The organism is Streptomyces sp. NPDC058308 (assembly GCF_042880275.1).
Lineage (GTDB): Bacteria > Actinomycetota > Actinomycetes > Streptomycetales > Streptomycetaceae > Streptomyces.
Genome location: NZ_JBHVZA010000001.1, coordinates 509138 through 534439, shown reverse-complemented (window position 1 = coordinate 534439; position 25302 = coordinate 509138). Strand labels below are relative to the sequence as shown.

The following is a 25302-nucleotide window of genomic DNA, read 5'->3' as shown; positions in this document are numbered from 1 at the left end:
GTCAATGGGCCGGACGTCATGAAGGCCATTGCGCCGCGAACTGCGCCGTGTCTACCCTGTGTTCGTCATATCGATCAGCGACCGAAATTTCGGACGCGCAGGGTGGGAGGCCGAACTCATGGGACGACTGGTGCCCGCGGTGACCAGGTCGCTGGACATACTCGAACTGTTCCTGGAGGGCGACGGGACGCTGTCCGCCCCCGAGGTCACCCGACGGCTCCAGCTTCCGCGCACCACCGTGCACGAGCTGCTCACCACCCTGGCCGCCCGCTCGTACCTCGTCCAGATCCCCGACCAGCCGGGCCGCTACCGCCTCGGCGTCCGCACCTACCAGCTCGGCAGCCGGTACGCCGAACAGCTCGACCTCGCCGCGGAGGGCCTGCAGGTGGCCCGCGAGGTCGCCGAGACCTGCGACGAGACCGTGCACGTCGCGATCCTGGAGGACGCCGACGTCATCTACATCGCCAAGGTGGACTCCACACACGCCGTGCGCATGGTCTCCGCCGCGGGCCGCCGCCTCCCCGCGCACTGCACGTCGGTCGGCAAGATGCTGCTCGCCTCGCTGTCCCCGGCCGAGCTCGAATCCCGGCTCCAGGGGCGGGAGTTCACCGCCATGACGCCCGACAGCATCACCGACCCGGCCGAGCTCCTGACCGCGCTCACCCGGATCCGCGAGCGGGGCGTCGCCGTCGAGCACCGGGAGTCCAACCCCGACGTCAGCTGCGTGGCGGCGCCGGTGCGCGACGGCGCGGGACAGGTCGTCGCGGCGCTCTCCATCTCCGTGCCGATGATCCGCTGGAGCGAGGAGCGCGAAAACGAACTGGCCGGGCTCGCCGCCAAGGGCGCGGCCGACCTGTCGCTGCGCCTCGGGCACCGGGGCGGGCGATGAGCAGACGCGCGTACGACGTGGCGGTGCGCACCGAGGCCTCGCTCGGCGAGGGCCCCACCTGGGACGCCGCCACCGGCCGCCTCGTCTGGGTCGACATCCTCGGCTCCCGCGTCCACACGTACGCGCCGGGGGACGGCCGGCGCACGGTCATAACGACCGGACAGCACGTCGGCGCCGCCAAGCCCCGCGCGGGCGGCGGCCTGGTGGTCAACCTCCGCGACGGCATCGGCCTGTACGGGCCCGGCGGCGCCCCCTTCACCTGGCTGGTGCGCGACCCGGTGCCCGGCCGGCGGGGCAATGACGCGGCCGTCGCGCCCGACGGCGCGCTCTGGGCGGGCACCATGCGCTACGACGAGGCCCCCGGCGGCGGCAGCCTCACCCGCGTCGCCCCCGACGGCACCGTCCGCGACCTGCTCGCCCCCGTGACCGTCAGCAACGGCACCGGCTGGAGCCCTGACGGTCGGCTCGTCTACTACGTCGACAGCCCCACGCGCCGCATCGACGTCCTCGACTACGACGCCCAACAAGCCCTGAACAGACGCCCGTTCGTCCGCGTCGAGGACGGGGCGGGTTTCCCCGACGGACTCACCGTCGACGCCGAAGGCTGCGTGTGGGTCGCGCTCTGGGACGGCGCGGCGGTCCGCCGCTACACTCCCGACGGGCGGCTCGACAGAACGGTCGAGCTGCCGGTGCGCCGCCCCACGGCCTGCGCCTTCGGCGGCCCCGGCCTGCGCGACCTCTACATCACCACGGCCCGCACCGGCCTCGACCGGCCGCATCCCCTCTCGGGTTCGGTCCTGGTCGTGCCGGACGCGGGCCGCGGCCTGCCGGGCGTCGCCTTCGCGGGCTGAGCCCGGCCCTTACCGGTCAATCAACCCTTCTCGGTGGATCAGCCCTTCTTGGTGAGGGTGCAGGTGGCCTTCGCGGTCTTCTTCGGGTCGCTCACCGAGCGGGCGGTCAGGGTGAGTTTGCCGTGCGGGCGGGCGTCCGGCCGCGCGGTGACGGCGACGTCCACGTCGACGGTGGAGCCCGCCTTCGCGGTGGCCAGCCTGCTGGGCAGCCAGGCGGACCAGCCGCGGTCCGAGGCCTCGGCGGAGAGCCGGTAGACGTCGGAGCGGAGGTAACGCGTGGCGTCCTCGGGGTGGCCACCCGGCGGGTCCGCCATCGCCCGGCCCGTGTTGGTCAGCGGGAAGGTGCAGGTGGCACGGCCCTTGCCGGGGCTGCCCGCCGCCGCGCCGCGGCCCAGCGCGGTGCCGCGGCGCTGCGGACCCGCGCCGTCCAGGGACTTGACGGCGATCGTGTACGACAGCACGCCCGTGCGGCCGCGCCGGATGTCGGTGACGTAGAAGTGCAGGCGGTTGGCGCGGTCGACGTACTCGTAGGAGCTGCCCGAATCCGCTCCCGCGTGGAAGAGGGCGTCGCTGAGCTGGCGGTAGTCGCCCATGGTGATCTTCTGCGGGGTGCCGTCGGGGCGTGTGAAGTCCACCATGTCGATGTCCTCGGGGTGCGCGTCGATCACCCAGGCGAACGGGGCCCGGTCCTCGTTCTTGGTCTTGGTGATCAGCACGCCGTTGTCCGGGGTGAAGGAGTCCATGCCCATGCGGTCCACCACCTCGGCGGTGTAGTTCTGGTAGCCGCCGCCGTCGCACATCGGGTCGGTGTCGCGGTCGCAGGCGGGCGACAGGTCGCGGGACAGGGTGATGTTGAGGCCGGACAGGCCGGTGGCGCCGGGCGGTGCGGAGCGGGCGGTGACCTGGGCGACCACGACGCCGGAGTCCTTGAGCGCGTCACGGTCCAGGCGCAGCACGTTCTTCTCGTCGACGGTGCCGAGCTTGAGCTTGTCGCGCAGGATGTGGTGGGAGCCCATCGAGCCGCCGTCGGTGGCCGGGATCTTCCAGCGGGTGTGCGGTCCGCCGGGCCCGTTGAACGAGCCGCGCGAGAGCATGCTCCAGATGCCGGTGTACGTGCGGCTCAGGGGCGTGCCGTAGGGGTTGTTGTAGTTGTCGCCGATGCCCAGGATGTGGCTGAGCTCATGGGCGTACACCCCCATGCCCGAGCTCTCGGCCTGGGTGGAGGAGCCGGTGACGGCGTTGGGCCAGATGCGGGCCGCGGCCTGCCAGGACGTCCAGGGCACATAGCGGGTGGCGGCGGCGTTGCTGCCGGAGGCTATGGGGGAGGGCGGGCCCCATGCGCCCGGCACCTGTCCCGCCGAGCCGAACTTCATCTGGCCGAACTCCTGCCAGGTGGAGGACTCGTCCTGCCCGGCGGTGAGGAAGAAGACGAAGTCGTACTTGGCCGCCTCCGCCTCGCCGACCTGGGCGATCCAGGCGGCCCTGCCGTCGGTGCGGATGTTCTTGCCGCAGGTGGTGCCGGTCGGGCAGGCGCCGGGGTTCATGCCGGGCTCGATGCCGTACTGGAACGACTTGAACGGCATGCGGTACACGCCGAAGGCCTTGAGGTCGACGCCGACGCGCCCGCCGGAGTCCTCCATCCAGTACTCGTTGATGGTGTGCCCGTGGTTGAGAGGGCCGGGCTTGTTGAGGAAGTCCTGGTAGAACCGGGGGAGTTGGGCGCGCGGTACGTCGGAGGCCGTGGGCTGGGGGTTGCCGAAGACGCTCGACCCGGGCGGTCCGCCGACCGTGAACCCCTCATCGGGGTAGTCGAGGAGCACCAGGGCGCCCTTGAACGTCCGGTCGGTGGGCTCGATGCCGGGGTTCGCCCAGTCGGTGCCGGGCACGGAGCGGTAGTCACTCCAGGTCATGTCGTCGGGGTTGCGCCAGTTCTGCGGGTCGATGGGCCGGGCCAGGGAGGGCCGGGTCCGGTCGGTGTCGGCGGTCCTGTCGGGGGTCGCCCGGGCGGTGCCGACGGCGGCCGCCGCCAGAGTGGCGAGGACGGCGGCGACGACGGTGGTGCGTCGGGCCGGGCCGCGCCGTGGACGGGGGGTGTGTCCGTGCGTGGGGCGTCTGTGCCGGAGGAACATGGCTCACCTCGTGCCTCTTGCCGGGACATAATGGACAAGTGCATGACAAGCCGTGCGAGTAGTGCGTCACCGCTGCCAAGGTAAGCCGCCCGAAGCGGTGATGCCAGAGTGCCATCAGGGCGTTCCCGGGTGACCGGGGGCGTTCCCCGCGAAACGGTCACCGTGCGTCAAGTGCCGTGCGGCGGGGCAGAATCGGCTTCCCGCCGCCGCACCCCGCTCGGTCATGGGCCACGTCCTGGCCGCCCACCTCGGCCTGCTCGGCATGGAGGAGAAGGACGCCGCCGTGGCCCGCGCCAGGGCGGCCGACCAGGCGGCCCGAGGGGCGATGGCCCTCAGGAGCGGGAGGCGCGTCGAAAGCCCTTAGCGGAATTCCTGGCGGTCCAGTTCCCGCAGGTACTTCCCGAACTTCTCCAGGCCGTCCACGTTGCGCGGCCCGCTGATGCCCTCGTTGTAGTCGAGGACGAAGAAGTGGTTCTTCCTGACGGCGGGCAGGTCCCTCGTGTGCGGGGACTTCTTGAGGAACTCGATCTTCTTCTCGGCGGGCCGGTCACCGTAGTCGAAGACGATGACGACCTCGGGCTCGGCCTTGGCCACCGCCTCCCAGTTGACCTGCGTCCAGCGCTCGTCGAGCCCGTCGAAGACGTTCCGGCCGCCTGCGCTCTTGATGATGTCGTTGGGCGGGACCTGGCTGCCCGCCGTGGAGGGCCGGTCGGTGCCGGAGTCGTAGAGGAAGACCGGCACCCGCTCGCCGCCCCGGGGCGCCTTCCTCTCGACGGCCGCCACCCGCTCCTTCAGTCCGGCGACGACCCGGTCCGCCCGCTTCTCGACCCGGAAGATCTTGCCGAGCCGCTCCAGGTCGCTGTACAGGGCCTTGAACGGGGTGACCTTCTGTGGAAAACCGGGGTAGTTGTAGCAGCTCTCCGTGTGCAGGAAGCTCTGGACGCCGAGCTTGTCCAGGATCTTCGGGGTGATGCCGCGCTGATCGCTGAAGCCGGAGTTCCAGCCCGCGACGACGAAGTCGGACTTGGCCTCGACGACCAGTTCCTTGTTGAGCAGGTCGTCGCTGAGCATCTTCACCTTGGCGTAATCGGACGCCCAGGGGGACTCGCTCACCGGCGGATTGGCGGGCGGCATCACATAGCCCTGGACGTGTTCGGTCAGGCCGAGGCTGAACAGCTTGTCGGCGCTGCCGCCCTCGTACGCGACCGCGCGCTGCGGAACCCGGTACCGGACGGGCTCGCCGCAGCGGTCGACGGTGATCTCTTTCGAGGCCGCGGCCGCGTCGTCCTGGCCGACCTCGGCGCCGCAGCCGCTGACGAGCAGCGTCAGGGCGAGCGCGGATCCGACCGCGACGGATCTGGTGTGAGGCATGGGAGTGGTGCCTTTCGAGAAGGGGGCAGAGAGATAGCAGAGAGATAAGGGGGGTCAGAGAGAAGGGCCGAGCGAATACAGCAGCTGAGGGCCGCCCGTCAGCGGATGCGGCACCACGCTGGCCCGCACCCCGAACACGTCGGCGACCAGCTCCTGCGTGAGGACATCGCCGGGAGTCCCGGCCGCGACCAGGCGCCCCTGGGACAGGACCCCGATCCGGTCGCACGCCGCCGCGGCGAGGTTGAGGTCGTGCAGGACGACGAGGACGGTGAGCCCCGCGCCGCGCAGGTACGAGAGGACCTCGACCTGGTGGCGTACGTCGAGGTGGTTGGTCGGCTCGTCGAGGACGAGGACCTCCGGCTCCTGGACGAGCGCGCGGGCGAGCAGCACGCGCTGGCGCTCGCCGCCGGACAGGGTGAGAACGCTGCGCCGGGCCAGCCGGCGGATGCCGAGCCGCTCCATCGCCCGTGCGCACAGCTCCCGTTCGCGCCCGGTGAGGGCCTGGTTGCCGCGCTGGTGCGGGGCCCGGCCGAGGGCGACGACCTCCTCGACCGTGAGGTCCAGGTCGACGGCGCCGTCCTGCGTCATCGCGGCGACGAGCTGCGCGCCGCGGCGCATCGTGAGCAGGGAGAGGTCGTCCCCGCCGACCCGGACGGTACCCGTCGTCGGGCGCAGCGCACGGTAGACGCAGCGCAGCGCCGTCGACTTGCCGCTGCCGTTCGGGCCGACCAGGCCGACGATCCGGCCGCTGTCCACGGTGAGCGACAGGTCGCGCACCAGGTTCTTGCCGTCGGTGACGACACTGAGGCCGTCGATGCGCAGATCCACCTCAACGGCCCCCGAACACATAGCCCTTGCGCCGCATCAGCGCGATGAACACCGGCACGCCGACGAGCGCGGTGATGACGCCGAGCGGCAGTTCGCGCGGCGCGACCACCGTCCGGGAGAGCAGGTCGACCCAGACCATGAACACCGCGCCGACCAGCGGTGCCACGGCGAGGACCCGGGCGTGCGTGGCGCCGACGACCATCCGCACCAGGTGCGGCATGACGAGCCCCACGAAGCTGATGGCGCCGCTGACGGCGACCATCACGCCGGTGACCAGCGAGACGAGTACGAGCAGGTACCTGCGGTGCCGGTCGGCGCCGACGCCCAGGCTCGCGGCGGTCTCGTCGCCGAGCGCGAGCACGTCAAGAGCCCTGGCGTGCCGGTACAGCAGGACGAGGCCGAGCAGGACCACCGCCGAGACGACGGGCAGCGCGCCCCACGAGGCCGCGCCGAAGCTGCCCATCGTCCAGTACAGGACCATGCCGGTCGCCTCGCTGTCCGGCGCGAAGTAGATGATCACGCTCATCAGGGCCTGGAACCCGAGCGACATCGCGACGCCGGTGAGGACCAGGCGCAGCGGCGAGAGCGATCCCCGGTCGCTCGACGCGACGTACACGAGGAAGGACGCGACGAGCGCTCCGACGAACGCGCCGGCCGACACCGCGTACACCCCGAGCGCGGCCAGGCCCCCGGTCACGGTCACGCCGACGGCGCCCACCGACGCCCCCGAGGAGACGCCGAGCACGAACGGGTCGGCGAGCGCGTTGCGCACCATCGCCTGGATGGCCGTGCCGACCGCGCTCAGACCGGCCCCCACCAGCGCGGCGAGCAGCACGCGCGGCGTCCGGATCTGCCAGACGATCTGGTACGCCGTCCGCTCCTCGGCGTCGATGCGGCCACCGCTGAGCGCCGCCCACAGATAGCGGGCGGTGTCCCCCGGCGTGATCACCGCCGCGCCGAGCCCGACCGCCACCACGACGGAGGCGAGCAGGACGAGGAAGAGGGCGAGGCAGGTCAGGACGAGCGCCCTGGGGGACGCGAGGCGTTCGCGCACCCCGACGCGCCCGGCGGGCACGGTGGGCGCCTCGGCGGTCACGGTCATGTGGGCTCCCCGTCAGGGACGGCTCCGGCCCGCAGCACGAACACCGAGGCCCCGACCGCGATGACGACGAGGACGCCGAACACGACGGCCACGCCCGGGTACCCGGCGAGCCCGAGCCCCGCGCCGCCGAGCGCCGCGCCGGCCATCACGCCGAGGCTCATCCCGGCCGCGTTGACGCTCAGCGCCGAACCGCGCAGGTCCGGCCCGCACCGCCGCACGACGAGGCTCACCACGCACGCCGCGACGACGGCGTGGCTCGCCGCGTGCAGCGCGGTGAGGGCGAGCGCGAGCGGCAGCCAGTGCGCGAAGTAGAAGCCCACGACCGACACGAGGGCGCCCAACAGGCCGACGGCAAGCAGCCGTTCGGTGCCGATGCGCGGTCGTGCCGCGTTGGTGAGCCGTCCCGTGAGGAGGTTGCTGACGAAGAACGACGCGCCGCTCAGCGTCCATACGAAGGTGAAGAGCCCGGCACTCAGGCCGAACCGCTCCTCGTAGAACGCGGCCAGGTACGCGAGGTAGCCCATGAACACGGCGGTGCGCAGGAACGCGATCAGCAGGAGCGGCACCACCCCGCGCACCGCGCTCAGCGCCCTGAACGAGGCCATGTAGCCCAGGCGTTGCGCGGCGCCGGTCTTGTGGACGGCGCCCGCGTCCTTGTGGCGCGCGACGAACACCACCGCGAGCAGCAGCGAAAGCACGGTCACCCCGAGCAGGTCGCCCTGCCACCCCCAGAACAGCGCGGGCAGCGCGATGACCGGCGCGGCGAGCATGGCGGTCATGGACTGGGTGGCGGTGACCAGGGTCGCCGCGCGCCCGGCCGCCCGGCCCGTGCCGAAGCGGTCGGCGGCCGCGGCGGTCAGCGCCGGGTTGAGGACCGACGTACTGGCGCCGGTCAGCAGACAGAAGACGGCGAGCAGGGCGAAGGTCCCGCCGGCGCCGAGCGCGGCCGCCGCGCCGAGCAGGGCGAGCGCGCCCGCCGCCGCCCACTCCCGGGGAACCCGGTCGATGAGCGGGGCCAGCGCGGTTCCCACCAGCAGGGCGGCGAGACCGCCGAGTCCGCGCAGGCCGCCCATCGCGGCGACACTGCTGCCCGCCTCGTCGGCGATGGGCACGAGGTAGGTGCTGAAGACGGTGAACGGCAGCAGCCCTACGGCCGAGGCGAGCAGCACGGGCCACAGCGTGCGGGCCATCCGCAGGTCGCCGGTGCCGGTGCCGGTGCCGGTGCCGGTGTCCGTGTCCGTGCCGGTGTCCTTGGTGGTGTCGACGCTCACGCGGCCGCTCCGTTCGCGAGGGCGGCGCGGTAGCGGTACATCGGTGTGGGGTCGGCGCTGAACTGGGAGAACGTGAAGGGCTCCGCGTTCAGGGCGGTGACGCCCGCGCCGAGGAAGGCGCGGGCGACGGCGCTGCCGCTCTGGGCGTAGACGATCAGCGGCACGGCGTGCTCGACGCAGTGCCGCAGGATCAGGTCGAACGTGCCGTTGCTGAGGGTCATGCCGGTGGCGACGACCACGTCGGCCGAGGCGAGGACCTCGGTCATGTCGTCGGCGACGGGCTCGCCCCACGCGGTCGTGCGCAGGTTCAGGTCGCAGGGCAGGCAGACGCCGCCCCGCTCCCGTATCGCCGCGACGAGGGGGTTGACCACGCCGATCAGGGCGACCCGCGCGCCGGGCTCGATGTCGAGCAGACCCGCGACGGCGGCGTCGCGGGCCTCGGCGCGGACCTCGGGCGTGCCGGCGGGCAGGGTGACGCGCTCGGCGCCGTGGGCGTCGCGGTGCGGGCGGACCCGCGCGAGGTAGGCGTCGAGCGCCGCGGTGCGCACGGGGGCGGACTCGTCGCGCAGGAGCTTGTCCAGGGAGTGCCCCGAGGCGTTCTCGCAGAAGCCCGGGGCGAGTTCACCCGCCTCGAAGGAGCAGGCGCCGAAGGAGTCGCCGACGCGGAGCAGCAGGTAGTGGTTGTGGTACGTGACCTCGCCGTCGGCGAGCCGGGTGGTGTGGTAGAGCCAGAAGGCGCTGGTGACGGTGAGTTCGGCCGGGTCGGGGCCGTGGGCGCCGGACAGGACGGCGTCGGTGAGCTCCGCGACGGTGTGGGGCGTGGGGTGCGACATGTGGGTTCTTTCTCGGTGCTCAGGTGTTCAGGTGGTGGGGTGTTCAGGAGGTGGCGGCGGGGGGCCAGGCCGTCGTGGACCAGGGGAGGTGCAGCTCGTCGAGCGAGGTGATCTCGCAGGGCTTCAACGTGTCGATGTCCGGAGCCTGTTCGTGGTGGGCGTAGGCGCTGTCCACGTACCGGTGTCCGGTGTCGGCGGCGATGAAGACGTACGTCCGTGAGCCGTCCCTGCGCCGCTCCCAGCGCGCGGCCAGATGGGCGGCGCCCGCCGAGAGCCCGGCGAAGATGCCGCTGGTGCGCAGCAGGGAGACCGCTCCGGAGAGGGCGCTGTCGAAGTTCACCCAGTGCACGCGGTCGTACAGCTCGTGCCGGACGTTCTGGAACTCGATGGCGCTGCCGATCCCGGCGATGATCATGTCCGGGTCCGCGACGTGCTCGGCGCCGAAGGTCACGCTGCCGAAGGGCTGCACGCCGACGAGTGACACGTCCCGGCCCGCCTCGCGCAGATAGCAGGCGAGCGCCCCGGTCGACGCGCCCGAGCCGACGCCGCCGACCAGCGCGAGGGGACCGGCGGGCAGCTCCTTGTCGATCTCGTCGGCGACCTCGCGGTAGCCGTAGTAGTGGATGGAGTCGTGGTACTGCCGCATCCAGTGGTACGAGGGGTTGTCCGCGAGGATCTCGGCGATGCGCCGCACCCTCGTCTCCTGGTCCAGGCGCAGGTCCCGGGAGGGCGCGACCTGTTCGAGGGTCGCGCCGAGTATCTCCAGCTGGACCCGGGTGGCGCGGTCCACGGTGGTGGAGCCCACGATGTGGCACTTCATGCCGTAGCGGTGGCAGGCGAGCGCGAGGGCCTGGGCGTAGATGCCGCTGGAGCTGTCCATGAGCGTGTCGCCCGGCCGGACGGCGCCGGTGTCAAGGAGGTGCCGGACGGCGCCGAGGGCGGAGTAGACCTTCATGGTCTCGAACCGGAGGCAGGCCAGATCCGGCTCCAGGGATATGAGATCCGGTCTCTTCACCGCTTCGGCGATATGTGCGTGCATGACGGAGATCCCCCGTAGGGACGTGTGGGCAAGGGAGGGCTCCGGGGGAGAGCGGGCGGCCCCCGGGAACGCCGAGAGCATCACACTAGATGAAAATGATTGTCAAGAGCAGGTAGGCTCGGCACACTGATGCCCGAGGGAAGCGGCGCTCGTGTGCGCCGCGATGTCGAGAGGAGTCGCGTGAAGCTGTTCCAGGAGGCCGGGATCCGGCCTCGACCGCCACGGGAGGCGGCACCGGCGGCGCCGCCGAGGGTGGGCGTGGGCACCGCCTTCGGCACGTTCGGCGAACTGCTCCAAGGCGCGCTGCCGGAGGAGGACGGCGACTTCCTCGTGACGCTCCCCGTCGCACGGTGGACGATGGCCACGTTCCGGCCCTCGCGTCCGGGGGACGCGCCGGGGGAGATCGAAGTCCGGCCGGCGCACAAGACGAAGGCGCTCCGACTGGCCCGCATGGTCGCCGACTTGGCTACGTCCCGGCCGGGTTCCCCGCGCGGCGGGCTGCTCACCGTCAGCAGCGTGATCCCCGAGGGCAAGGGGCTCGCCAGCTCCTCCGCCGACCTCGTCGCCACCGCGCGGGCGGTCGGCCGGGCCCTCGGCGTCGCCATGCCGCCCGCCAGGATCGAACGCCTCCTGTCCCGCATCGAACCCACCGACGGCGTGCTCTACCCCGCGATCGTCGCCTTCCACCACCGCAGCGTCCGGCTCCGCGCGGTCCTCGGCTCGCTGCCCGCCATGGCGGTGGTCGGCATCGACGAGGGCGGCTCGGTGGACACGGTGGACTTCAACCGCATCCCCAAACCGTTCACGGCGGCCGACCGGCACGCCTACGCCGCCCTGCTTGAACGCCTCGCCGACGCCGTGCGCCGCCAGGACCTGGCGGAGGTCGGCCGGATCTCCACCCGCAGCGCCCTGATGAACCAAGCCCTGCGCCACAAAAAGGCGTTGGGGCCCATGACGGCCATCTGTCGCGAAGTCGGCGGTCTGGGCGTGGCGGTGGGGCACAGCGGTACGACCCTGGGGATACTCCTCGACGCCACGGACCCCGCGTACACGCGACGCGTCACGGCGGCGGCGCGGGCGTGCGCGGAGCTGTCGGGCGAGGGCCCGGCGGGCGGCAGTGTCGCGGTCTACCGCACGCTGAGTTTCGGCAACGTCCCTGGCGGAGCGGGGAGTTCGGTGCTCCCGGTGACCGGCGCGGTCGCCGGGAGCTGTTGAGGCCGGCCGGTGACGGCTATTCCGGCACCCCGAGCCCTGGATCCGGTCTGCGTTCACCGAGCGGGCGCGTTGCCCGGCGGCGGTCGACCCGGTGGGGGCCCTCACCCGGGGCGGGGCCCGCGGCCGTGCGGTCGGCCAGGTCGTCGACGACACCGAGCAGGCTGCCGGTGCGGGCGTGGGCGGCGCGCTGGCGCCCGGCGTCGCCGCCGTGCGCGACGAGCTGCCGCAACACCGCTGTCACCTGGGGGAGTTCACCCTGTTCGGCCAGGGTCGGGCGGGCGTACGCGAGGAGCTGCCTGAGCCGGTGCAGGGTCGGCACGAGCCGGCCGGTTCGGGGGTCGAGGCTGTGTCCGCTCAGGCCGTCGCGGGCGCAGCGCCAGTACGCGGCGCGCAGCAGGGAACCGTCGACGGCGGGGCCGGGGTCGCCGCGACGCACCCGCTCCAGGGCCTGGACGACCAGCGCCCGGACCAGGACGGCGAAGACGGCCGCTTCCTCGACGCTCGTGGTGACGTCCATCGCCCTGATCTCCACGGTGGGCAGATGCGCGCACGGGCGCACGTCCCAGTACAGCGAGCGTTCGCCGTGGGTCGCGCCGGCTGCCTGCAGCGAGGCCGCGAGCGCGTCGTAGTGGGCGGCCGATGAGAAGTACGGCGGAGGGCCCGCCACGGGCCACCGGGCCGTCCCCAGCGTCCGCCAGCTGCAGTAGCCGCTGTCCCGCTCCTCCCAGAAGGGGGAGTTCGCCGCCATCGCCACGAGCGTGGGCAGCCACGGCCGCAGGTGGTTGCCGACCCGGACGGCGTGCTCCCGGTCGGGGACCTGGACGTGCACGTGCAGTGCGCAGAAGGCGAAAGTATCGTACAGCGACCGGAACGTCTCGACCTGCGCGCGGTAATGAGGGTCGGGGTTGAGCGGGACGGGTGCCCGCATGCCGAGCAGCGGCGTGGCCGAGGCGACGAGGCGCAGGCCCTCGTCGGCCGCCGCGGCGGCGACGACCCGGCGGACCCTGCGCAGCCCGTGACGGAGTTCGCTCAGGGTCCCGCACGGTGGTGTCTTGCCCTCCACCTGGTACTGGGACGCCTCACCCGTCACCAGGTCCCCGGCCACGGGCTTCACGCGGGGCAGGACCCGGGAGGCCGCCGCGACGACGGCCCGGTGCGATGCGTCGACGAGGAAGTACTCCTCCTCGACGCCGACGGTGGGAAGGTGGTTCGCCATGCCTGTCGTGCTCCTTAGGGGAGACGGCGGGTTACACGTGCTTGTCCACCTTCCTCGCCCTGCGGGCCCGCTGCGAGTGCGCACGGCCGGGACCGGTCCTGGCCGGACCTCACCGGTGCACACCCACACCGGACAGGCCAGGAGCGAGTCCGGGCCGCAGCACCAGATCGTCGTCGTAGGCGCCGCCGTTCTCGTGGTGGAAGGGCAGCGGACTCGTGGTTGCCAGGGTGCGCAGCCGCTCGCGCAGCTCCGCCGCGCCGCGCGCGTACCCGGCGTCCGTGAGCCGGTCCGCGCCGTACACCACGAACGGCGGGAGCGCGGCCATGCCCGTGTACCAGAACGTGCCGTGGAGCAGCGGGAACAGCACCTGATCCAGCTGGCCGTGGATCCCGCGCGGGCCGAAGCCGGACTCCCGGGCGCCGACCGAGGTGACGATCAGCGCGCGCTTGCCGGCCAGGCCGCCGTCGCCGTACCGCAGGGTCCGGCCGTCGGGTCCCTTGACGCCGAAGCCGAAGCCCTGGACGAGTACGCGGTCGAACCAGCCCTTGAGGATCGCGGGCGGCCCGAACCACCAGAGCGGGAAGTGGAAGACCACCGCGTCCGCCCACGCGAGCTTCTGCTGTTCCCGGCGGATGTCCTCGCTCAACGCCCGCTCCTGGTAGGCCCGTTCCTGCTCGGGCCCGACGAAGAGCCGCTCGTGCGAGGCGCCCCCGAAGTCGTCGGCGTCCACCACGGCCTTCCAGCCCATGCCGTACAGATCCGATACGCGGTGCTCGTGCCCGAGCGACTCCAGCGTGGCCAGCCCTTCGGTCATGAGGGAACCGGCGAGCGAGCGCCGTTCCGGATGCGCGAATACCCAGAGAATCTTCATGCCCCGATCGTGTGCCGCCCGCCCTGCCCGCAACGAGTGGCCAGATGGCCATGGTGCGCAAGGATCTGGCCACCGGGGAACTCGGGCCCGTTCGCAGCCGACTCCTGAAGCGGTGCGGACCGGCCGGTCCGCGCCCTCGCGCGATCCGGGAGCGGTGATGGCTGAGCACCAACGGCGAAGATTCGTGCCACCGCCCGCGCTCTGCGGCTTCCTCGTGCTGCTGGCGCTGGTCTTCGCCGTGTCGTACGCCGTCGGCACGGCCGCAGGGCCGGTCGCGCCCGGCCTGCACGACACCGGGACGGACCCCGGTGGCGACGGTGGCGGCAGCGGCGACGGCGACGACGGCGGTACGGGCGGCACGCACGGGGGAGGTCACTGATGGGCACCGGAGCGGCCGACGCCGTCGTGACCACGGACGTGGCCGTCGGCGGCATGACCTGCGCGGCCTGCGTGAAACGGGTCGAGAAGCGGCTCGGCAGGCTGGACGGCGTGAGCGCGACGGTCAACCTGGCGACCGGCCTCGCCCGGGTGAGCCACCCGCCGCACGTCCTGCCGGACGACCTCGTCGCCGCCGTGGAGCAGGCCGGATACACGGCGGAACTGCCCGCACCCCCCGCACCCCCCGGACCGGTGGGCGCCCCGGCGGACGGACGCCCCGCGCCGGACGGGGCGTCGACGGAACCAGGGGACCCGCAGGCCGCGCTCGAACGGCAGCGGCTGCTTGTCACCGCCCTGCTCGCGGTGCCGGTGCTCGTCCTGTCCATGGTCCCCGCTTGGCAGTTCCGCAACTGGCAGTGGCTGTGCTTCGCGCTCGCCGCGCCGGTCGCCGCCTGGAGCGCCTGGCCGTTCCACGTGCGCGCGCTGCGCGGCCTCCGGCATGCGGCGGCCACGATGGACACCCTGGTCTCCCTGGGGGTGGCGGCGTCCTTCGGCTGGTCGGCGTACGCGCTCTTCCTCGGCGGCGCGGGCCTCCCCGGCATGACGATGCCCTTCAGCCTGCGGCCCTCCGCCGGTGACGGCACCGCGCACGTCTACCTGGAAGCGGCCGTCGGCGTACCGCTGTTCGTGCTCACCGGAAGGTTCCTGGAGGCGCGGGCCCGGCACGGCACCGGTGCGGCGCTGCGCTCGCTGGCCGGACTCTCGGTCAAGGACGTCGTCCTGCGCGAGGACGGCGCCGAACGCCTCATCCCCATCCGTGAGTTGACCGCGGGCCAGGTCTTCGTGGTGCGGCCCGGCGAGCGGGTCGCCACCGACGGCGACGTCGTGGAGGGCAGCTCCGCCCTCGACCTGTCGCTGGTCACCGGGGAGAGCGAGCCCGTCGAGGTCGGACCGGGTTCAGGGGTGACCGGCGGGGCCGTCAACGCGGGCGGGCTGCTCCTCGTCCGCGCCACGGCGGTCGGCGCCGAGACCCGGCTCGCCCGTATCGCCCGCATGGTGACCGACGCCCAGGCGGGCAAGGCGCGGGCGCAACGGCTCGCCGACGCGGTGGCGGGCGTGTTCGTACCGGTCGTGCTCGCCCTGGCCACGACCGTGCTCGGCTTCTGGCTCGGCGCCGGAGCCGACCCGCAGGCCGCCGTCACCGCCTGCGTGGCCGTGCTCGTCGTCGCCTGCCCGTGTGCCCTCGGCCTGGCGACGCCCACCGCCCTCATGGCCGCCACCGGCCGAGGCGCCCAGCTCGGCGTCCTGGTCCGCGGACCCCAGGCCCTCGAAGCCCTCCGCCACGTCGACACCGTCGTCCTGGACAAGACCGGGACCCTCACCTCCGGTCACATGAGCGTCACGGCGGTCACGGCGGCGCCGGACGGCATCGGCCGTGAGGCGGCGCTGCGGCTCGCCGGGGCCGTGGAACAGGGTTCGGAACACCCGCTGGGCCGCGCGATCACCACGTACGCGCGCAAGTGCCTGCCCGAAGGGCCGCTGCCCGCGGTGCGCGGGTTCCACGCGACGGCGGGCCGGGGCGTGCGGGGCGAGGTCGACGGCCGTACGGTCGAAGTGCGTTCCCCCGACCACGAGTTGACCGGAGAGCTGACCCGCGCGCTGGCGGCGGCGGAGGGCGCCGCGCACACGCCCGTCCTGGTTCGTGTGGACGGCGTGCCCGAGGCGGTCCTCGCGGTCGGCGACCTGGTGCGGCCCGGCAGCTACCGCGCCGTGGACCACCTCAGGCGGCTCGGGGTGCGCCCCGTCCTCGCCACCGGAGACAGCGAGGCGACGGCCCGCGCCGTCGCCGATGGCCTGGGCATCGACGACGTGCACGCCCGCCGTACGCCCGAGGACAAGGCGGCGCTGGTACGGGAGTTGAGGGCGCGGGGCCGCCGGGTCGCGGTCATCGGCGACGGCGTGAACGACGCCGCGGCGCTGGCCGGCGCCGACCTCGGGATCGCCATGGGCGGCGGCACCGACGTGGCCATCGGGGCCGCCGACGTGACGCTCGTCCGCGGCGACATCGAGGCCGTCGCGGACGCGGTCCGCCTCGCCCGGCGCACGCTCGGCACCATCCGCGCCAATCTCCTGTGGGCCTTCGGCTACAACGCCGTCACCGTGCCGCTCGCCGCGGTCGGCCTGCTCAACCCCATGGTCGCCGCCGCGGCGATGTCGGCGAGCTCCCTGCTGGTGGTCGGCAACAGCCTGCGGCTGCGCACCTGGCGACCGCGGCGCGACGGCCGAGGAGGAACACGATGACTGACGCGATGACCGATGCGAAGACCGGCGCGCCCCCGTGGCGGCCGTCCCGGCGCGGGCTCCGCGACGGCCTCGCCGCCGCGCTCGCACCGGTGGCGGCGTGCGCCGTGGCCCTGGGCGCTCTGACCGCGTGGACGGGGTCCGGGGCCGCGGGCAGCCCGGCCCGCGTCGAGGTGGCCCGCGGGACCGTCTTCCTGCCGGCCGCAGGCCGGACCCAGACCTCCGCCTTCTTCTCGATCGCCAACTCCGGTGGCTCCGACGACCGGTTGACGTCGGTGTCCTCGCCGGTCCTCGACGACGTGATGCTCAGCCGACTCGTGGCCAACGGCCGCGGGGGCGCCACCATGGGGATGGTGAAGTCGGCCGCGGTGCCGGCCGGCGAGGGCCTCACCATGTCGCCGAGCGGCCTGGACATCATGGTGCGCACCCGCGCCCCGTTGAAGTCGGGGGACAGGGTCCCGTTCGTGCTGACCTTCCGGTACGGCGGACGGATCGAGGCGGAGGCGGTGGTGGTCGGGCCCGGGAGCTGAACCGGACCCGGCAGCTGAACCGGGCCAGGCCTCGGCGTCGGACTACAGCTCGGGCTTCTCCGCCGAGAAGAGCCAGGTGTCGAAGAGGTCCGAGAGGTCCTTGCTCGACTTCTTCTCGCACAGCGCGATGAACTGCTCGGTGTCGGCGTTCTCGTGCCGGTGCTCACTCGTCCAGGCGCGCAGGACGGCGAAGAAGGCGCGCTCGCCAATGGCCTTGCGCAGCATGTGCAGTGTCATGGCGCCCCTGCCGTACACCGGGGAGTCGGAGACCCGGGCGGCGGCCGGCGGGTCGGCCGGCGGGAAGTCCCAGATGTCTTCGCTCTCCTTGTGCGTGCCCTCGTAGAAGGAGTCGAAGGTCTGCTGGGCGCTGCGGTGTCCGTGCTCCTCGTCCCAGAGCCACTCGGCGTAGGTGGCGAAGCCCTCGTTCAGCCACATGTCCTGCCAGGCGCGGGGAGTGACGGAGTTGCCGAACCACTGGTGGGCCATTTCGTGCACGACCAGGCTCTCGTCCGGTGCCTTCTCGTAGTACGGCTTGGTCTGCGTCTCCAGGGCGTAGTCAAGGTCGGGCAGGTGGTCGACGACGGATCCTGCGGAGGAGAAGGGGTAGGGGCCGAAGCGGCCCTCCGCCCAGTCGATGACCTCGGGCACCAGCTCGTGGACGTCGACGGGTCCGTCCGCCTCGTCGGGGTCGACGGCGGTGTAGAGGGGCAGACCGTCGTCCGTCGTGCCGGTGGAGACGTCGAAGACGCCCGTGACGACGGACGCGACATAGCTCGCCATGGGCTCGGGGTTGCGCCAGCGGAAGGTGGTGCGCTTGCCGTGCTGCCGCTTCTCGCGCAGCTTTCCGTTGCTGACGGCGGTGTAGTCGGACGGCACGGTGATGTCGATGTCGTACGTCGCCTTGTCCGAGGGGTGGTGGTTGCCGGGGAACCAGGTCATGGACCCGGTGGGCTCGCCGAGCGCCGCCACGCCGTCGTCCGTCTCGATCCAGCCCTCGTTGCCGCCGTCGACCGCCGTGATCATGCGGGGCGTCCCGTCGTAGCGGACGGTGGCGTGGAAGGTCTTCCCCTTGCCGATGGGCCGGGCCGGGGTGAGCGTCAGCTTGTTCTTCTTCCTGCTGAACCGCGCGCCGGAGCCGTCGATGTCGGCGTGGCGCACGTGCAGGTCCGCGAGGTCCAGGCTGAAGCGCGACAGGTTCTGGGTCGCCCGGGCGGTGATCACCGCGGTGCCCGTCAGGTCGTTGTCGTCGGGGACGTAGTCGAGGGTCAGCGCGTAGTGCGCGACGTCGTAGCCGCCGTTGCCGAGCGCCGGGAACAGGTGGTCGTCGACGCCGGTCGCGCCCGCGCTCGCCCGGTCGTGGTCCTCGGGGCCGGACGAGGAGGACGTGCAGGCGGCCGTCGCGGTGAGGAGCAGGGCAAGGAGGAGGGCGCAGCGGCGGGTGCGGGGGTGGATGGCGGACTCCTGTCCGGGGCGGCGGCGGGGGAGGACGGGCACGGTCACAGGCGGGTGTGGCCGAGGCGGTTGCCGCGCACATCGAGCAGGACGAGGTCTCGCGCGCTGCCGTCGCCGTCGTCGCCGTCCCACCAGGTACGGAAGAGCCCGGCGAGCTCCTCGGTCCGCTCCGCGCGTGCGGGCCAGTCGGTCTTCAGCTCGACGTCGTAGTCGTACGCGCCGCCGGAATCGGCGAGTCGGACCGTGAACACCGCCCGCGCGTGGCGTGCGGTGCGGGACTCGCCGGTGTCGCGGGCCCAGGAGCGGAACTGCTGCAGGAGGCGGTGGTGGGCCTGCCGCGCGGAGCCCTCGGGGGGCGCAGGGTCAGCGGCGCTTCCGGTGCCGCACGCGGACAGGGCGAGGCAGCCGACCGCCGCGGGGAGACCCAGAGCGGGGCGTCGCCGGGGGCGGCGGTGCCTCGCGTACCAGTGTTTCATCATCTCTCTCCGTGCGGTCGGCTGCCGTGGGACGGGTCTGTCCCGGGTGCCAGGACGTGGCCCGGTGAGGAAGAGGGGCGCACGCGCCATGAGGTTGCCGCCCCTCTCCCCGTGAATCAGCGTGAATCAGTCCGCCGCTACGGAGCCACGAGCTGGTTCTCCGCGCCGATGCCGGACGCGTTGCCGTCGGCGTACAGGGTCAGTTCACCGTCCGACCAGCGCACGATGGTGTCGTCGGCCCAGGGGTTGTCGGTGAAGTCGCCGCCGCTGACGAGCAGGGCGTGCTTCCACAGGCCGTTCGGGGCCTGCCACTTGTGCTCGCCCCAGGAGTTCCCGGTGCCGGTGAAGTCCTGGTACTGCGTGAGCTCGCCGTCGGACCAGCGCACGATGAGGTCCCAGTCGTCGTCTCCGGAGTAGTCGCCCGCGGTGATCTGGGTGGCGTGCTTCCAGGTGCCGGCCTGTGAGGTGCCCGGCGCGACGACCTCGATCTCCTTGCCGAGCTTCTTGTTGTCGCCGGTGTTCTGGTAGAGCGTGACTTCGCCGTCCGACCAGCGCACGACGAGGTCGTCCTGCCACTTGTTGCCGCCGAAGCGGCCCGCGGTCATCGCCTCGGCGTGCTTCCAGGTGGAGTTGGGCGCGACGAGCTGATGCTCGCCGTGGAAGCCCTTCTCGTCCACCGACGGGTAGAGCGTCACCTCACCGTCGGACCAGCGGACCACGAGGTCCGAGCCGTTGTCACCGGTGAAGTCGCCCGCGACGACCTGCACGGCGTGGTTGCGCCACAGGTCGTTGGGGCCCTGGACCTTGAACTCCTTGTCGAAGTGGTTCTTGCCCTTGCCCGCGCCGCGGTAGATGCTCAGCTCGCCGTCCGACCACATGACGAACATGTCCATCCGGTCGTCGGAGACCGGGCCGTCCAGGGCGAAGTAGCCGTTGGCGATGGACTTGGCGTGCTTCCACGTGCCGGCGCCGGGCAGGACGGGCTCGGCCATCGGCGGCGGGTTGATGCTCGCCGGCTGCTTGTTCGCCTTCGCGGCCTCGTAGATCCGCTTGACGTCGTCGTCGAAGTACGACGAGTACGAGGTGTCGGAGCTGTGGCCGCCGGTCATCCAGCCGCCGGTGACGCCGATCAGCTTGGCCGACTCACCGCCCGCGGTGATGAAGGGTCCGCCGGAGGTGCCGCCGACGTAACCGTCGCAGTTGATCTCGGTGAAGGTGCCGCCGCGCCAGAGGCGGCCGCCGCTGTCCTTGGCATTGCCCGACGTGTACTTCTTCGTCGGCGTGGTGCAGCTGAGCGGGTCCTGCTTCGGCTTGTACTTGGCGCCGCCGTACAGGTACGGGTAACCGATGGCGTGCGCGGTGTGGTTGAAGCCGGTGTTGAAGCCCATCGGGATGGCCCCGACGACGTTCTCGACGTCCTTGCCGTCGCTGCGCGGCTCGGTGGCGAGGAAGGCGACGTCGACGTCGGTGTAGTCCTCCTCGCTCTTCTTGGTCCCGGTGTACCCGGGGTCCTTGAAGATGTGACCCTTCTTGATGGGGTACATGCCGTGCGGCATCGGGCTCTTCGCGCTGTGCTGCGGCACGAATATCAGGTTCGTCTTCTGGTCGTTGCTGTCGAAGCAGTGCGCCGCCGACGCGACCAGGTTCTTGCCCGGGGACGGGACGACGGTGCCGCCGCAGAAGCGGTAGTCGTAGCGGTCCGGGTAGTCGTTGCCGGCCTTCTGCGCCCAGTAGAAGGTGCCGACTTCCTTGATGCCCTTGAAGGTGTGCGAGGGCGAGCGGAGCATGCCCTGACGGGGCGCGGCCTGCTCGTCACTCCCCCCGGCCCGCCCATCCTTCTTGTCCCGCTCGGCCTTCTCGGCCGCCGCGGCCTCGCGGGCCTGCTGTTCCTCGACCGGCTTGGCCGCGGACATCCGCTCCGGGGTCCAGAACTTCTCAAGCTCGCGGGCCAGGTCCTGGTCAGGGGCCTGGGAGGGCGACGCGGACGGGGACTTCGGGTCCGGCTTCGCGGTCCTCGACGGCTTCGCGGTCGCCGTCGGGTCCGGCTTCGCGGTCTTCGACGGTGCGTCGGACCGTTCCGGGGCCGGGGCCGGGATCGCCGACGAGGTCGGCGTCGGCGTGGCCGCGGCGGGCGCGGGGCCCGTGGCGGACCAGGCCGGTGCCGCGGCGGCCAGGAGCGCGGCCGCAGCGGCGATCGCAGGCAGGCTGCGTTTCATTCTCACAGTGGTGTTCCCCCACAAAAAACGGACCCCGGTCGTCCGGGGCCCGATTGGTACAGATCAATCGAGAAGGTACGTTACGCACACATCGAACGACGTGTCGATTGGGGCATAAACGACCATTTGCCCCGTAAGTAGCTTAATGCGCCTGTGGGTTGATCGGAGAATGCAGTGGGGAAAACGGGGCGAGTCCAGCGAACCGGGATGTATGCGGGGGCGTTCGGGGCGGCCGCGCTGCTTCTGACGGCGGGGTGCTCCGGGGGTGACGGCGACAGCGGCTCCGTGCGGGAACCGTCGAAGTCCTCCTCCCCGAGCGGCGCCGCGCGCAAGGGGGACGGGGTGTCGCGGAAGGACGACCCCAACCTGCTGCGGGGTTTCCGTACGTGGCTGAAGACGAACGACTCCAAGCGTGACGACGCCCTGGCGGGCCACGCCCTGAATGTCCGCCTCGACTACCGCTCCGGCGAGGGCGCGGGCGTCGTCGAGGTCCTCACCGACTACGGCCCCTGGGGCGAGGCGGAGGACCAAGTCGGCCCGCTGGCCCAGGCGTTCACGCAGTGGTGGGACGGCGATCCGGCGGCCGGGAGCGCGCACTTCCTCGGCCAGGGCGGAAAGACGGCGAAGAAGACGACGCTGTACGACGGCGATGAACCCTCCAACCTCCTGACGGACTTCCGCTCCTGGACCGCCGCCCACACCCCGGACGGCAAACGCCTCGCCCCGCACGTCACCGGAGTCACCATCGGATACGGGTCGAAGGGCTCCGGCGCCGTCACCGTCTCGACCGACTACCGCACGCACGAGGACGAGGGCACCCAGAAGAACGTCGACGCTCTCGGCACGGCGTTCGCCGACTGGTGGGACGGCGACGAGGGCGCGGCGACCGTCACGGTGACCAGCGAGGACCAGGGCAGCAGCGCGGAGCGGAAGCTGGCCTCGCCTCGACGCGGCTGACCCGACCCGGCTGACCCGACCCGATTGACCTCGACCTGATTGACCTCGACGCGGTTGACCTTGACACGGTGACAACCCCTTCACTGGAGCCGAGGAGGTGGTCCCCATGGCCATGTCGATGCAGGACACCGAGGTGGTACGAGGCCTCAAGGGGCTGGCGGACAGGCGCGCGTCGGCGCGCCTCCGGGCGGCGCTGGCGATCGGCACGACCCCCGACACGAGGTTCCTCGACGAGCTCGTCGAACGGTGCGCGGTCGAGCCCGACTTCTCCGTACGCGAAATGCTGACCTGGGCCCTCACCCGCCACCCACCGGCCATGACGGTCCCGCGGCTGCTCGAAGAAGTCCGCTCGGCCCGGGCGCAAGCGCGCAGCCAGGCCTTGCACACGCTGTCCAAGACCGGGGACCGGCGGGCGTGGCCGGCCATCACCCCGGCGCTGCTGTCCGACGCCGACGACGAGGTGGCGCGCAGCGCCTGGCGGGCGGCGGTCGTGCTGGTGCCCGCGGGGGAAGAGCCCGAGCTGGCGGCGGCGTTGGCGACCCAGCTCGGACGCGGCGGACGGGAGACGCAGCTGAGCCTCAGCCGCGCCCTGATCGCGCTCGGCGAGGCGATGGAGCCGACGCTGTGCGCGGCGAAGGCGGACGCCGACCCGCGCGTACGCACGCACGCCATCGCCACGGAACGGCTGTTGCGCGACCCCGACGCCGGATTCGAGTCCGCGATCGAAGAGGCGAAACGCGTCGTGCTCCTCGGCGGGCCGGGCCGGGAAGGATGACAAGCCGTGCTGATCGGTGAGGTGGCGCGGAGGTCCGGGGTCAGCGCCCGCATGCTCCGGCACTACGAGTCGCTCGGCCTGGTACGGCCGACGGGCCGCACCGGCGGCGGCTACCGTGAATACTCCGACGACGACATCCGGCGGATCTTCCACGTCGAGAGCCTGCGCTCCCTGGGGCTCTCGCTGCGCGACGTCGGGCGCGCGCTCGACGACCCCGGTTTCGCGCCCCCGGAACTCGTCGACGACCTGATCCGCCGGACCCGGGAGCGCATCGCGGTCGAGACGGAGCTGCTCACCCGGCTCCGGCGGATCGACGCGGCGGAACCCGCGGGCTGGCAGGACGTCCTGCGGACCGTCGCACTCCTTCAGGCACTGGGTTCACCGAGCGCGGGCAAGCGCCAACGCGCGGCCCTCTCCTCGGTCGACGCGGTTCCGGTGCCCGTGGAAGCACTGGTCGAGGCGGTCCTGAACGAGACGGACCCGAATGTCGCCGGAGCCCTCCGGTGGGCCCTCGCCCGCTCGGGCGGCGGCGGATGGGAGTCGCTGGCGCGGGGACTCGGCTCCGCGTCGGCCGAGGTGCGCCGACGCGCCGTCCAGTCCCTCGCCGAGATCCCGGACGACGAGGCGACCGCACTGCTGCGGGACGCGCTCACGCACGCCGACGCGGTGGTCCGCCGGTACGCGGCCCTCGCGCTCGGCGCCCGTGGAGTCGCCGACGCCGTCCCGACCCTCATCGACATGGTCGTCCACAAGACGCACGACGTCGACGCGGCCGACGCGCTGAGCGCGCTGGCGGGCAGTTCCGCGCTTGAGCACCGGATCGCCGCCGGGCTCGTCGACCGCCTCGCAGACGGCACCCTGGACCCGTCCGCGCGCCGCCGGCTCACGGAGGCGCTCGCGGACATCCCCGGAACCACGGCGGCCCGCGCACTCGTGGAGTTGTCGCACGACGAAGACCGGGCCGTCGCCCACACCGCGACGTACGTCCTCGGGATCCGCGACGCGAGGTGAGGGGCCCGAGGGACCGTATACCGCCGTACACCTGCCTCTCAGGGGCGGACCGTCTCGCCCGAGGGCCGTCTCGCCACCGGGGAGGGGAGCCGGGTGGCCAGTGCCGCGGTGTGCGCCAGGGGTGGGGTCATGATTCCGGCGACGCTGGTGCAGCCCGCGATGTAGGCGTCCGGGCGCCGCCAGGCCGGGGGCGGCCCGGCCCGCGAACTCGCCCGAGCGCAGGGCGTAGGAGATGCCTTCACTGGACCAGTGGTCAACGAGGACGGCGGCGTCCCCGGCGATCAGCACGCGTCCGCGCGCCAGCGGGGAGTCTGAGTGACGGCACCGGGTGAGGTGGCCGGTGTCGTGCAGGGGGCGGGGGCCGAGGTGTCCGTGGCGGCGGAGGAAGTCCTCCCTGTAGGCGCGCAGGGCGACCGGGTTGCCGCGGGCGGCCGCGACCCCGGCGGTGCACGCATCCCTCTTGGGAAAGAACCACCCGAAGGAGCTGGGCAACGGCCCCACCCCATCAGGGCGCGCCCCCGCCACCGGTCGGCCGTCCGTTCGTCGACCGGCACCTCCACCTCCAGAGCGAGGCCGACCTGCGCGCACCGCACCCCCACGTACCGGCTGACCGGGCCGGCGCTCCCGTCGGCGCCGGTGACGGCCCGGGCGCGCAGGGTGTCGCCGCGGTTGGTCCTCACGGTGACCGTGTCACCCTGCTGTTCCAGGGCGGTGAGCGCGGTGCCGTCGCGGACCTCCGCGTTCGCCGCGGCGGCGGCTTCGGGCAGCGCCGCGGCGAGTTCGCTGCGGCAGACCATCGCGCAGGCCGAGTCCAGTGAGGCGAGGGTGCGTTCTCTGCGGCCGTCGAGAAGGAACGTGAACCGCTCGGCGGTGTTGTAGACCTCCAGGGGCAGGCTGGGAGGCAGGGCGGCGAGGGAGGCGCCGATCAGACCTCCGCCGCAGGTCTTGCGGCGGGGGGTGCCCGGCCCTTGCCGTAGACCGCGGCCACCGCGCCGAACTCGATGGGGTCGCCCACTGCTGTGCCCGGCCCGTGCGCCATGCCGACGTCTGAGGGCTGGGCGAGTGGGCGATCCAACCGGGCGCGCGCCAACGGCCATGCCCTCAGGCCGTGGAGACTCGTCTGCACCACCACGAACGGCGGGCCGCTCGACCCCGCCGCCGTCCGCTGACGTTGCCGTCAAACAGCATGAGGCCCTCCCGAAAATACTCGAGAAGGCCTCATTCCGATGACTACTAAATTTCAGTCAGCCATTCCCATTCCCCGGGCCTGGCGCGCAGTCGTGTGAACCCTTGCTCCAGGCAGCCGCTAAGGCTGGAAGATTCGGCACGGATAAACCCCTGCTCGCCTAGGTCCGGCCCCGACATTACCAACGTCCAAGGCTCGCCACCTTCCGCCATTCTCTCATCATCCACCTTTAGGATCACGGTGATGCCAGGGCGGCCCAATTTCTCCATGAGCTGCTCGATATCCATCTCTTTCACTCCCATCAATGACCCCTCAAGGCTGCCAAGATGTCACTTACGTCATGCAGTTGACCTTTGCCTACCCTGTCGACGACACCTCGGAGGTCAGCGAAAGTGGGGCCGCTCG

General features: G+C 72.3%; 25 protein-coding genes. 10 read left to right on the top strand and 15 right to left on the bottom strand.

Translation table 11 applies throughout. The annotated features are described in order from the left end of the window. Positions 1 to 118 precede the first annotated feature (118 nt). Positions 119 to 889, top strand: coding sequence for an IclR family transcriptional regulator (locus ACFVYL_RS02070; RefSeq protein WP_389712342.1), 771 nt, complete (start codon positions 119 to 121; stop codon positions 887 to 889). Next, positions 886 to 1740, top strand: a complete 855-nt coding sequence (locus ACFVYL_RS02065; RefSeq protein ID WP_389712341.1) for an SMP-30/gluconolactonase/LRE family protein — start codon at positions 886 to 888, stop codon at positions 1738 to 1740. Before ACFVYL_RS02070 ends, ACFVYL_RS02065 begins: the two co-directional genes overlap by 4 nt. Before the next feature lie 38 nt (positions 1741 to 1778). Here the strand turns inward: ACFVYL_RS02065 and ACFVYL_RS02060 are convergent, their stop codons facing one another. Beyond that, entirely contained in the window at positions 1779 to 3869 is a 2091-nt protein-coding gene (locus tag ACFVYL_RS02060; RefSeq protein ID WP_389712340.1) for a M6 family metalloprotease domain-containing protein, read from the bottom strand. A gap of 223 nt (positions 3870 to 4092) precedes the next feature. On the opposite strand from ACFVYL_RS02060, the gene ACFVYL_RS02055 reads away from it, so the two are divergent. Further along, a complete protein-coding gene (locus ACFVYL_RS02055) occupies positions 4093 to 4233 on the top strand; it encodes a hypothetical protein (protein WP_389712339.1) in 141 nt (46 codons plus the stop codon). On the opposite strand, the gene ACFVYL_RS02050 is transcribed toward ACFVYL_RS02055, so the two are convergent. From ACFVYL_RS02050 to ACFVYL_RS02025, 6 genes are read right to left on the bottom strand one after another with little or no spacing between them, the layout of a single operon-like run. Continuing rightward, positions 4230 to 5240, bottom strand: a complete 1011-nt coding sequence (locus tag ACFVYL_RS02050) for an ABC transporter substrate-binding protein (RefSeq protein WP_389712338.1) — start codon at positions 5238 to 5240, stop codon at positions 4230 to 4232. The genes ACFVYL_RS02055 and ACFVYL_RS02050 overlap by 4 nt on opposite strands. A gap of 54 nt (positions 5241 to 5294) precedes the next feature. Further along, positions 5295 to 6068, bottom strand: coding sequence for an ABC transporter ATP-binding protein (locus ACFVYL_RS02045; RefSeq protein ID WP_389712337.1), 774 nt, complete (start codon positions 6066 to 6068; stop codon positions 5295 to 5297). Between the two features lies 1 nt (position 6069). Continuing rightward, the gene (locus tag ACFVYL_RS02040) at positions 6070 to 7170 is read right to left on the bottom strand and encodes a FecCD family ABC transporter permease (protein ID WP_389712336.1); all 1101 of its coding nucleotides are present in this window, start codon (positions 7168 to 7170) and stop codon (positions 6070 to 6072) included. Then, positions 7167 to 8441, bottom strand: coding sequence for an MFS transporter (locus tag ACFVYL_RS02035; protein WP_389712335.1), 1275 nt, complete (start codon positions 8439 to 8441; stop codon positions 7167 to 7169). Before ACFVYL_RS02035 ends, ACFVYL_RS02040 begins: the two co-directional genes overlap by 4 nt. Next, entirely contained in the window at positions 8438 to 9274 is an 837-nt protein-coding gene (locus ACFVYL_RS02030; protein WP_389712334.1) for a Rossmann-like domain-containing protein, read from the bottom strand. Before ACFVYL_RS02030 ends, ACFVYL_RS02035 begins: the two co-directional genes overlap by 4 nt. A gap of 43 nt (positions 9275 to 9317) precedes the next feature. Next, on the bottom strand, positions 9318 to 10313 hold the full coding sequence (locus tag ACFVYL_RS02025) for a pyridoxal-phosphate dependent enzyme (RefSeq protein ID WP_389712333.1): 996 nt from the start codon (positions 10311 to 10313) through the stop codon (positions 9318 to 9320). Between the two features lie 258 nt (positions 10314 to 10571). Here ACFVYL_RS02025 and ACFVYL_RS02020 point away from each other — a divergent pair, with 258 nt between their 5' ends. After that, complete coding sequence (locus ACFVYL_RS02020; protein ID WP_389712453.1) at positions 10572 to 11528, top strand: kinase; 957 nt, start codon at positions 10572 to 10574, stop codon at positions 11526 to 11528. Between the two features lie 16 nt (positions 11529 to 11544). On the opposite strand, the gene ACFVYL_RS02015 is transcribed toward ACFVYL_RS02020, so the two are convergent. Both ACFVYL_RS02015 and ACFVYL_RS02010 read right to left on the bottom strand, forming a co-directional pair. Continuing rightward, positions 11545 to 12744 carry a glutamate--cysteine ligase gene (locus tag ACFVYL_RS02015; RefSeq protein WP_389712332.1) on the bottom strand — a complete coding sequence of 400 codons (1200 nt, stop codon included), beginning with the start codon at positions 12742 to 12744 and terminating at the stop codon, positions 11545 to 11547. A gap of 109 nt (positions 12745 to 12853) precedes the next feature. Continuing rightward, positions 12854 to 13615, bottom strand: coding sequence for an NAD(P)H-dependent oxidoreductase (locus ACFVYL_RS02010; protein WP_389712331.1), 762 nt, complete (start codon positions 13613 to 13615; stop codon positions 12854 to 12856). Positions 13616 to 13772: 157 nt separating this feature from the next. On the opposite strand from ACFVYL_RS02010, the gene ACFVYL_RS02005 reads away from it, so the two are divergent. Genes ACFVYL_RS02005 through ACFVYL_RS01995 form a run of 3 tightly spaced genes read left to right on the top strand, consistent with a single transcriptional unit; the run spans position 13773 to position 16824 of the window. Further along, the gene (locus ACFVYL_RS02005; RefSeq protein WP_389712330.1) at positions 13773 to 13994 is read left to right on the top strand and encodes a hypothetical protein; all 222 of its coding nucleotides are present in this window, start codon (positions 13773 to 13775) and stop codon (positions 13992 to 13994) included. After that, complete coding sequence (locus ACFVYL_RS02000) at positions 13994 to 16294, top strand: heavy metal translocating P-type ATPase (protein WP_389712329.1); 2301 nt, start codon at positions 13994 to 13996, stop codon at positions 16292 to 16294. The genes ACFVYL_RS02005 and ACFVYL_RS02000 overlap by 1 nt, the downstream gene beginning before the upstream one ends. Then, positions 16291 to 16824, top strand: a complete 534-nt coding sequence (locus tag ACFVYL_RS01995) for a copper chaperone PCu(A)C (protein ID WP_389712328.1) — start codon at positions 16291 to 16293, stop codon at positions 16822 to 16824. Before ACFVYL_RS02000 ends, ACFVYL_RS01995 begins: the two co-directional genes overlap by 4 nt. Before the next feature lie 42 nt (positions 16825 to 16866). Here ACFVYL_RS01995 and ACFVYL_RS01990 read toward each other — a convergent pair whose 3' ends face one another. The 3 genes from ACFVYL_RS01990 to ACFVYL_RS01980 form a co-directional block, all read right to left on the bottom strand. Further along, on the bottom strand, positions 16867 to 18318 hold the full coding sequence (locus ACFVYL_RS01990; protein ID WP_389712327.1) for a M1 family metallopeptidase: 1452 nt from the start codon (positions 18316 to 18318) through the stop codon (positions 16867 to 16869). Positions 18319 to 18320: 2 nt separating this feature from the next. Further along, positions 18321 to 18755: a hypothetical protein gene (locus ACFVYL_RS01985; RefSeq protein WP_389712326.1), complete on the bottom strand. Its 435-nt coding sequence runs from the start codon at positions 18753 to 18755 to the stop codon at positions 18321 to 18323. Between the two features lie 134 nt (positions 18756 to 18889). Next, positions 18890 to 20968 carry a trypsin-like serine protease gene (locus tag ACFVYL_RS01980; RefSeq protein WP_389712325.1) on the bottom strand — a complete coding sequence of 693 codons (2079 nt, stop codon included), beginning with the start codon at positions 20966 to 20968 and terminating at the stop codon, positions 18890 to 18892. A gap of 207 nt (positions 20969 to 21175) precedes the next feature. On the opposite strand from ACFVYL_RS01980, the gene ACFVYL_RS01975 reads away from it, so the two are divergent. The 3 genes from ACFVYL_RS01975 to ACFVYL_RS01965 all read left to right on the top strand — a co-directional run bounded on the left by ACFVYL_RS01975 (position 21176) and on the right by ACFVYL_RS01965 (position 23711). After that, positions 21176 to 21925, top strand: coding sequence for a hypothetical protein (locus tag ACFVYL_RS01975; RefSeq protein WP_389712324.1), 750 nt, complete (start codon positions 21176 to 21178; stop codon positions 21923 to 21925). Between the two features lie 106 nt (positions 21926 to 22031). Then, positions 22032 to 22700, top strand: coding sequence for a HEAT repeat domain-containing protein (locus tag ACFVYL_RS01970; RefSeq protein WP_389712323.1), 669 nt, complete (start codon positions 22032 to 22034; stop codon positions 22698 to 22700). Between the two features lie 6 nt (positions 22701 to 22706). Then, entirely contained in the window at positions 22707 to 23711 is a 1005-nt protein-coding gene (locus ACFVYL_RS01965) for a HEAT repeat domain-containing protein (protein WP_389712322.1), read from the top strand. A gap of 281 nt (positions 23712 to 23992) precedes the next feature. Here the strand turns inward: ACFVYL_RS01965 and ACFVYL_RS01960 are convergent, their stop codons facing one another. The 3 genes from ACFVYL_RS01960 to ACFVYL_RS01950 form a co-directional block, all read right to left on the bottom strand. Next, positions 23993 to 24526 carry an FAD-dependent monooxygenase gene (locus tag ACFVYL_RS01960; protein WP_389712452.1) on the bottom strand — a complete coding sequence of 178 codons (534 nt, stop codon included), beginning with the start codon at positions 24524 to 24526 and terminating at the stop codon, positions 23993 to 23995. Between the two features lie 110 nt (positions 24527 to 24636). Beyond that, on the bottom strand, positions 24637 to 24837 hold the full coding sequence (locus ACFVYL_RS01955) for a hypothetical protein (RefSeq protein WP_389712321.1): 201 nt from the start codon (positions 24835 to 24837) through the stop codon (positions 24637 to 24639). A 107-nt stretch (positions 24838 to 24944) separates the two neighbouring features. Continuing rightward, on the bottom strand, positions 24945 to 25184 hold the full coding sequence (locus ACFVYL_RS01950) for a hypothetical protein (protein WP_389712320.1): 240 nt from the start codon (positions 25182 to 25184) through the stop codon (positions 24945 to 24947). Positions 25185 to 25302: the final 118 nt, after the last annotated feature.

Bases quoted from the DNA above. Each gene is read 5' to 3' on its own strand.
- ACFVYL_RS02070 (WP_389712342.1), top strand. From the start codon at position 119: ATGGGACGACTGGTGCCCGCGGTGACCAGGTCGCTGGACATACTCGAA.
- ACFVYL_RS02065 (WP_389712341.1), top strand. From the start codon at position 886: ATGAGCAGACGCGCGTACGACGTGGCGGTGCGCACCGAGGCCTCGCTC.
- ACFVYL_RS02060 (WP_389712340.1), bottom strand. From the start codon at position 3,869: ATGTTCCTCCGGCACAGACGCCCCACGCACGGACACACCCCCCGTCCA.
- ACFVYL_RS02055 (WP_389712339.1), top strand. From the start codon at position 4,093: ATGGGCCACGTCCTGGCCGCCCACCTCGGCCTGCTCGGCATGGAGGAG.
- ACFVYL_RS02050 (WP_389712338.1), bottom strand. From the start codon at position 5,240: ATGCCTCACACCAGATCCGTCGCGGTCGGATCCGCGCTCGCCCTGACG.
- ACFVYL_RS02040 (WP_389712336.1), bottom strand. From the start codon at position 7,170: ATGACCGTGACCGCCGAGGCGCCCACCGTGCCCGCCGGGCGCGTCGGG.
- ACFVYL_RS02030 (WP_389712334.1), bottom strand. From the start codon at position 9,274: ATGTCGCACCCCACGCCCCACACCGTCGCGGAGCTCACCGACGCCGTC.
- ACFVYL_RS02025 (WP_389712333.1), bottom strand. From the start codon at position 10,313: ATGCACGCACATATCGCCGAAGCGGTGAAGAGACCGGATCTCATATCC.
- ACFVYL_RS02015 (WP_389712332.1), bottom strand. From the start codon at position 12,744: ATGGCGAACCACCTTCCCACCGTCGGCGTCGAGGAGGAGTACTTCCTC.
- ACFVYL_RS02010 (WP_389712331.1), bottom strand. From the start codon at position 13,615: ATGAAGATTCTCTGGGTATTCGCGCATCCGGAACGGCGCTCGCTCGCC.
- ACFVYL_RS02005 (WP_389712330.1), top strand. From the start codon at position 13,773: ATGGCTGAGCACCAACGGCGAAGATTCGTGCCACCGCCCGCGCTCTGC.
- ACFVYL_RS02000 (WP_389712329.1), top strand. From the start codon at position 13,994: ATGGGCACCGGAGCGGCCGACGCCGTCGTGACCACGGACGTGGCCGTC.
- ACFVYL_RS01995 (WP_389712328.1), top strand. From the start codon at position 16,291: ATGACTGACGCGATGACCGATGCGAAGACCGGCGCGCCCCCGTGGCGG.
- ACFVYL_RS01985 (WP_389712326.1), bottom strand. From the start codon at position 18,755: ATGATGAAACACTGGTACGCGAGGCACCGCCGCCCCCGGCGACGCCCC.
- ACFVYL_RS01980 (WP_389712325.1), bottom strand. From the start codon at position 20,968: ATGAAACGCAGCCTGCCTGCGATCGCCGCTGCGGCCGCGCTCCTGGCC.
- ACFVYL_RS01975 (WP_389712324.1), top strand. From the start codon at position 21,176: ATGTATGCGGGGGCGTTCGGGGCGGCCGCGCTGCTTCTGACGGCGGGG.
- ACFVYL_RS01970 (WP_389712323.1), top strand. From the start codon at position 22,032: ATGGCCATGTCGATGCAGGACACCGAGGTGGTACGAGGCCTCAAGGGG.
- ACFVYL_RS01950 (WP_389712320.1), bottom strand. From the start codon at position 25,184: ATGGATATCGAGCAGCTCATGGAGAAATTGGGCCGCCCTGGCATCACC.